The sequence below is a fragment of the Belnapia sp. AC561 genome, assembly GCF_979252845.1.
On the sequence record NZ_CEEDBP010000083.1, the window covers coordinates 1 to 6,178 of the forward strand.

Sequence of the window (6,178 nt, forward strand, 5' to 3'; positions counted from 1 at the left end):
AACTTCGTCACCGCCAACCTCGACCTCCGCGCCGCCGGCACGAAGGCGCTGGATGTGCTGGCCGTCAGCGCCCAGAACGGCACCATCAAGCTGGGCGACGGCAATGACACCATCACCTGGGTCGCCCATCGCAGCGAGACCATCAGCGGCAACAAGATGGTTCTAAATACTGGCGCCGGCGACGACGTCGTCCACATCACCGCCGCCGGCCTCAGCCCGCTGGCCGACTACGACAAGACCGGCAACGGCAGCCTCTACAAGCCCGGCTACGACGGCACCGGCTCCAATGCCCATGTCACCCTGGGCGCCGGGCACGACACCGTCACCGTCGAGGGCGGCGTCCGCCTGGTGCTGAACGGCGGCGCCGGCTTCGCCACCGCCACCGGCGGCAAGGCCGCCGACCTCTTCTACGCCGGCACCGGCGGCGGCGACTTCACCGGCGGCGCCGGCCGCGACACCTTCATCTTCGAGCGCAACGACGGCCACGTCACCATCGAGGACTTCACCTCCGGCACCGACAAGCTGAAGTTCGTCGGCCTGACCAAGGCCGATATCCACACCGCCGCCGCCACCGAGGGCGGCGTCGGCGGCCTGCTCGTCACCTACGACAGCGCCGGCGACAGCGTCTTCCTCGCCCATGTCACCAAGATCGCCGCAACCGACATGCTCTTCGCCTGAGGCGAAGACGACAGGCCGCCCCCTGGTGCGAGTCAGGGGGCGGCGGCTGCCTAAAGAACCGGCGCCTTGCGGTGCCAGTCCGTCTCCCGCTGGAAGGCATCCGCCGCCCGCAGCACCGTCGCCTCGGCGAAGGGCCGCGCGGCCAGTTGCAGCCCGATCGGCAGGCCCCGCTCGTCGAAGCCGCAGGGGACGCTGATCGTCGGCAGGCCGAGGAAGTTGAAGGGCCGGGTATTGGCCGAGACCGCCATGAAGCGCGCCCAGTTCTCCGGATCGGCGTCGATATCGGTCTCCGCCAGCGTCGGCACCCGCGTCCTCAGGGTCGGCGTCGCCACCACGTCGAAGCCGGTCAGCGTCTCCGCCACGAATTGCCGCAGCAGGGGGCCACGCCGGGACAGCGCCTCGACATACAGATGCGCCGGGAAGGCATAGCCGCCGTAGAGCCGGCTGCTGAGGTGGATGGCATAATCCTGCGGGCAGTCGCGCATCCAATTCGCATGGATCGCCGCGCCCTCCACCCGGCTGATCAGCGCGGTATAGGCGTTGATCGCCCGCATGGATTCCGCCGTGACGCGCGTCACCACCGCGCCGCGGGCCTCGAGCGCCTGCAAGGCGGTCTCGAAGGCGGCGGCCACCGGCGCATCGGCACCCTCGAGGAAATAGGTCTCGCAGACCGCCACGCGCAGCCCGCGGATATCCCCGTCCAGCGCCGCCTCGTAATCCGGCACCGGCTCCCGCGCGCTGGTCGCATCGCCGGGGCAATGCCCGGCGGTCACCGCGAAGAAGCGTGCCGCATCCCGCGCCGTGCGGACCAGCGGCCCGACGTTGTCGGCCGAGAAGGACAGCGGCATGACGCCGGTGCGCGGCACCCGCGTCTGCGTGCCCTTGAGCCCGGTCACGCCGCAGATCGTCGCCGGCAGCCGGATCGACCCGCCGGTATCCGAGCCCAGCGCCGCGTAGAAGAAGCGCGCGGCGACGCCGGCACCCGAGCCGGAGGAGGAACCGCCGGTGCAATAGGCGAGGTCCCAGGGATTGTGGCAGTCGCCGAAGTGGGCGTTGTGCCCGGTCGGGTTCTGCGCGAACTCCGCCATGTTGAGCGTGCCCATGTCGATGGCCCCGGCCGCATCCAGCCGGGCCAGCACCGTCGCCGTCTTCGGCGCGACGAAGTCGCGGCGGATCCTGGAGCCACAGGTGCTGACCTTGCCCTCCCGGTAGTACATGTCCTTGTGCATCATCGGCACGCCGGCCAGCGGCCCCAGCGGCCTGCCCGCCGCCCGCGCCGCATCGGCCGCGCCGGCGGCCGCCAGCGCCGCGTCGCGGTCCAGCCGGATCACGCTGTTCACCGCGGCATCATGCGCATAGATCCGCGCCAGGCAGGCCTTGGCCAGGGCGGTCGCCGTGACCTCGCCGGCGGCGAAGGCATCCGCCGCCTCGGTCATGGACAGCATCGCCAGGTCGGCGGTCGAGACGGGCGCGTTCATCGGGCGGGCTCCTGCAGCTCGCGCAGCGCGGCCTCGAAGGTGCTGGGCTCGTCCTCGAAGACCATGGTCCCGCGCAGGGCCTCGATCTCGGCGATCAGCGCCACATGGTCGGCAAGGCCATGCCGGGCGGCGGCATTGGGGACGGATACGCCACTCCAGCGGCGGATCGCCTCCATGGTTGGCACCACGAGTTCCGGTTCCATTGTCTCTGCTCCCCGATCGGGCATTGGGCGCCACATGCTGGCCCCTTCCGCCCCGGGGTAGCAAGCCGCGTGCCCGGCGGTTAACCTTCCCTGAAACGACTGGGAGGCGGCCATGAAGGTGGCATTGACCGAGGCCATCGAGCCGGCCGGCATGGCGATATTGCGCGACGCCGGCTGCGCCATCATCGAGGGTCCGGGCGGCGAGCAGAGCCCCGATCAGCTCCGCGCCCTCTGCCGCGAGGCCAATGCCGTCATCGTCCGCCAGAAGCTGCCGGAGGATCTCGCCGCCGCCTGCCCCTCCCTGCTCGTCGCGGCCCGGCACGGCGTCGGCGTCGACCTCATCCCGGTCGACAACTGCACCGCCCATGGCGTGCTGGTCACCAACGTGCCCGGCGCCAATGCCGATGCCGTCGCCGAATTCGTCCTGGCCCAGATGCTCGCCGCCACGCGGCAGGTGCAGCACATGGCGGCCGTCCATCTGGCGGCGGGCTGGAAGGCCAGCCGGGCCCTGGCCGCGACCGCCACCGAGCTGCGCGGCCGCACGCTCGGCATCGTCGGCCTCGGCGCCATCGGCACGCGGCTCGCCGAGATCGCGCATCACGGCTTCCGCATGCGCATCCTCGGCTTCCAGCGGCGGCGCGACGCCCTGCCGCCCTTCGTGGACTATGCCGGGCTGGAGCGGCTGTTCGCCGAGAGCGACTTCATCGCCCTCGCCTGCCCGCTGACCCCGGCGACCACCGGCCTCGCCTCCGCCGCGCTGATCGGCCGGATGAAGCCGACCGCCTGGCTCTGCAACGTCGCCCGCGGCGCCGTGGTGGATGAGGCCGCCCTGGTCGCGGCACTGCGCGAGGGCCGCATCGGCGGCGCCGCGCTGGATGTCTATGCGCATCAGCCGCTGGCGGCCGGGCATCCGCTGCGGGACTTCCCGAATACCCTGCTCTCGCCGCATGTCGCCGGGCTGTCGCGGGAATCCGCGGTGACGATGAGCAGCGTCGCCGCCGCCGAGGTGGTCCGCGTGCTGCGCGGCGAGCCGCCGCACCACCTCATCAACCCGGAAGCGGCCGCAGCCCATGCCGCCCGCCGCGCGCAGTTGGGACTTTCCGCATGAAGATCACCAAGGTCGAGGCCACCTGGGTCCAGGTGCCGATCCCGCCCGAGCGCCAGAATCTGTCCGACTTCGGCAAGCAGCCGAGCTTCGACAGCGTGATCGTCCGCATCGAGACCGATGCCGGCATCACCGGCTGGGGCGAGGCCAAGGCCGGCGTCGCCAGCACCGCTTCCTGCGGCGGGCTCGCCGCCATCATCAACCTCGACTTCGCTCCGCTGCTGCTGGGGCAGGACCCGCGCGACATCTCGCGGCTCTGGGACACGCTCTATTCCATGCCGCGCCAGGGCTTCGCCATCGACCGCGGCCATGTCTTCCCCGCGCTCGGCCGCCGCGGGCTGTCGATCAGCGCCATCGCCGGCATCGACCTCGCGCTCTGGGACATCCTCGGCAAATCATTGAACGCCCCCGTCTGGCGCCTGCTCGGCGGCCGCCGGGCGGAGCGAATGCCGGCCTATGCCTCGGGCGGCTGGGCCGACGAGGCGAATATCGGGGCGCAGCTGCTCGGCTACGTCGAGAAGGGCGGCTTCGGCGCGGTGAAGATGCGCGTCGGCTCCATGGATGGCCCCGTTGCCCGCTCCGCCGCCCGGGTCCGCGCCGCCCGGCGCGCGCTCGGCCCCGATATCGGCCTCGCCGCCGATGCGCATGGCACCTGGACCGTCTCCGAGGCCAAGGCCTTCTGCCGCATGGTCGAGGATTGCGACCTGCTCTGGTTCGAGGAGCCGGTCAGCGCCGACGACAAGCAGGGCCAGGCCGAGGTTCGCCGCAGCAGCGCCGTGCCCATCTCCTCCGGCGAGAGCGAGTTCACCCGGCACGACTTCCGCGAGCTGGCCGAGCTCCGCGCCGCCGACGTGCTGCAGCCCGACCTCGCCATCGCCGGCGGCATCACCGAGGGGGTGCGCATCGGCGCCATCGCCTCGGCCTTCAACCTGCGCCTCGCGCCGCATCTCTGGTCCGGCGCCCCGGCCTTCGCCGCCGGGCTGCACCTGGCCGCCAGCCAATCCGCCGGCTTCATCCTGGAGTATTCGCTCGGCCACAACCCGATGCTGCACGACCTCATCGAGGAGCGCTTCCCCGTCGAGGGCGGCTTCGTCGCGGTGCCGGACCGCCCCGGCCTCGGCATCACCGTGAAGCCGGAATTCCTGGCCCGCCACGGCAGGCCGGCCTGACCTCACGATCGCGTGTGTCACGACCTTCCCGCACCCAGGCCCGATCCGTTGCGAATACGATCGGACACCACGCGAAGGGATGAGCCGTCATGCCGCAGACGCTCAGGATCTACCTCGTCAACAAGGCCGGGGAGTTATCCGGCCGCTTCGACGGCGATAGCCGCAAGGCCTGCGGGGAGGCCCTGCAGGCCTATTTCGCCGAGGCCATCCGCGGCGTCGCCAGATACGACCGGGCCAGCGTCGTCTGGGACGGCACCGCGGCCGCGCCGGTGGCCGGCGACCTGGTCTGCTACCTGCTGACCACCGCCGCCGACAGCATCGCCGCCACCAAGGCGACCGGCGACGTCACCCTCGGCGTCTCCGGCTCCACCCTGCTCAGCGTCGCGGACAAGGCGGTGATCTCGGAGGTCTATCTGCGGCAGATCGTCCAGAACGGCGACCCGCGCGGCAACAGCAGCACCAACAAGGAAAGCCTCGTCGCCAACTGCATCCTGCATGAGCTGGCGCATAACCTGCTGGATGCGACCGCGCCCCAGGTGCTGGACGTCCACAAGGTGAAGGGCGGCGTCATCTGCCGGGAGACCGGGGACAGCGCGCTCTCCGGCACGGACCGGCCCTCCGCCGCCGATTTCGCCGCCTTCCAGTCCGGCTTCACCCGCCGCGCCGCCGGGGTGAAGCAATATGCCGGCGCCATGCCGTGACGCACCCCGCCGATTGATCGCCGGGCCGACCGGTGCTTTCATTACGAAATCAAACCGGAGTCGCCGCCATGCGCTGGATCGTCCCCTTCACCGGCCTCGCCCTGCTGGTCGCCCTGCCCGCTACCGCCGCCGAGAGGCGCGAGGCAAGCCCGGCCCAGCTCGCCCAGCAGGCCAAGATGCGGCGCTGCGCCGGCGAGGCCCGCAGCCAGCAGCTGCATGGCGACCCGCGCAAGGCCTTCATGAAGACCTGCCTTTCCGGCCGGGCCACCCCACCCGCCTGAGGCTCAGCGGCGGCGCCGGGTCAGCCGCTCGCAGTCGCTGTTCTCGCCGACGCCGAGCTGGATGGTCGGCAGCAGCGCCAGCGGCGGAAAGAGGATGCCGAGCCCGATGGCCGCGCCGCCGCGTGCCGCCAGCTCCCCCACCTCCGGCAGGATGGAGGGGTTCTTGAAGCTGCCGGTGATGCCGATCGGCGTCGGCAGCGAGCCGACGGTGAAGTGCTTGCTCGAGGTCCGCAGCCGCCAGTCCAGCAGCTCCCGCCGCAGGTCGGCGGCGCCGGTGCCATCGACCACGTAGCCCTCGGTATCCAGCAGGAAGCTGCGGGTCGTGAGCTGGCCGCGCCGCAGCACGAAGTCGCCGATCAGGCATTCGATCTTGGTCCGCGCCGGGATCCCCAGGGCGGACAGCAGCGCATTGCCGAATTGCAGCCCGGAGAGATCGACCAGCAGGGAGGACAGCTCCCCCCCCACCGTCACCAGGGTCAGCTCGCCATCGCCATGCCCCAGCATGTCCGACAGCGACTTGCCCACCGCGTCGATCCGCCCGACCCCGCCGAGCGAGCCCGCCC

6 protein-coding genes and 2 pseudogenes are annotated in these 6,178 nt (G+C 71.4%); 5 read left to right on the forward strand and 3 right to left on the reverse strand.

Annotated features, from left to right (window positions below; translation table 11 throughout):
* A pseudogene (locus AC0IW9_RS29850) lies at positions 1-678 on the forward strand (hypothetical protein); the annotation flags it as partial.
* 50 nt (positions 679-728) lie between these two features.
* On the opposite strand, the gene AC0IW9_RS29855 reads toward AC0IW9_RS29850, so the two are convergent.
* Both AC0IW9_RS29855 and AC0IW9_RS29860 read right to left on the reverse strand, forming a co-directional pair.
* Positions 729-2,156: an amidase gene (locus AC0IW9_RS29855; RefSeq protein WP_471651945.1), complete on the reverse strand. Its 1,428-nt coding sequence runs from the start codon at positions 2,154-2,156 to the stop codon at positions 729-731.
* Complete coding sequence (locus AC0IW9_RS29860) at positions 2,153-2,359, reverse strand: hypothetical protein (RefSeq protein ID WP_471651946.1); 207 nt, start codon at positions 2,357-2,359, stop codon at positions 2,153-2,155. Before AC0IW9_RS29860 ends, AC0IW9_RS29855 begins: the two co-directional genes overlap by 4 nt.
* Positions 2,360-2,471: 112 nt before the next feature.
* On the opposite strand from AC0IW9_RS29860, the gene AC0IW9_RS29865 reads away from it, so the two are divergent.
* The 4 genes from AC0IW9_RS29865 to AC0IW9_RS29880 all read left to right on the forward strand — a co-directional run bounded on the left by AC0IW9_RS29865 (position 2,472) and on the right by AC0IW9_RS29880 (position 5,615).
* Positions 2,472-3,467 carry an NAD(P)-dependent oxidoreductase gene (locus AC0IW9_RS29865; protein WP_471651947.1) on the forward strand — a complete coding sequence of 332 codons (996 nt, stop codon included), beginning with the start codon at positions 2,472-2,474 and terminating at the stop codon, positions 3,465-3,467.
* Positions 3,464-4,633, forward strand: coding sequence for a mandelate racemase/muconate lactonizing enzyme family protein (locus AC0IW9_RS29870; protein WP_471651948.1), 1,170 nt, complete (start codon positions 3,464-3,466; stop codon positions 4,631-4,633). Before AC0IW9_RS29865 ends, AC0IW9_RS29870 begins: the two co-directional genes overlap by 4 nt.
* An 89-nt stretch (positions 4,634-4,722) precedes the next feature.
* The gene (locus AC0IW9_RS29875) at positions 4,723-5,334 is read left to right on the forward strand and encodes a hypothetical protein (RefSeq protein WP_471651949.1); all 612 of its coding nucleotides are present in this window, start codon (positions 4,723-4,725) and stop codon (positions 5,332-5,334) included.
* Positions 5,335-5,402: 68 nt separating this feature from the next.
* Positions 5,403-5,615 (forward strand): PsiF family protein, encoded by a 213-nt coding sequence (locus tag AC0IW9_RS29880; protein WP_471651950.1) that lies wholly within the window; start codon positions 5,403-5,405, stop codon positions 5,613-5,615.
* Between the two features lie 3 nt (positions 5,616-5,618).
* Here AC0IW9_RS29880 and AC0IW9_RS29885 read toward each other — a convergent pair.
* Positions 5,619-6,178: pseudogene (locus AC0IW9_RS29885) on the reverse strand (AsmA family protein); the annotation flags it as partial.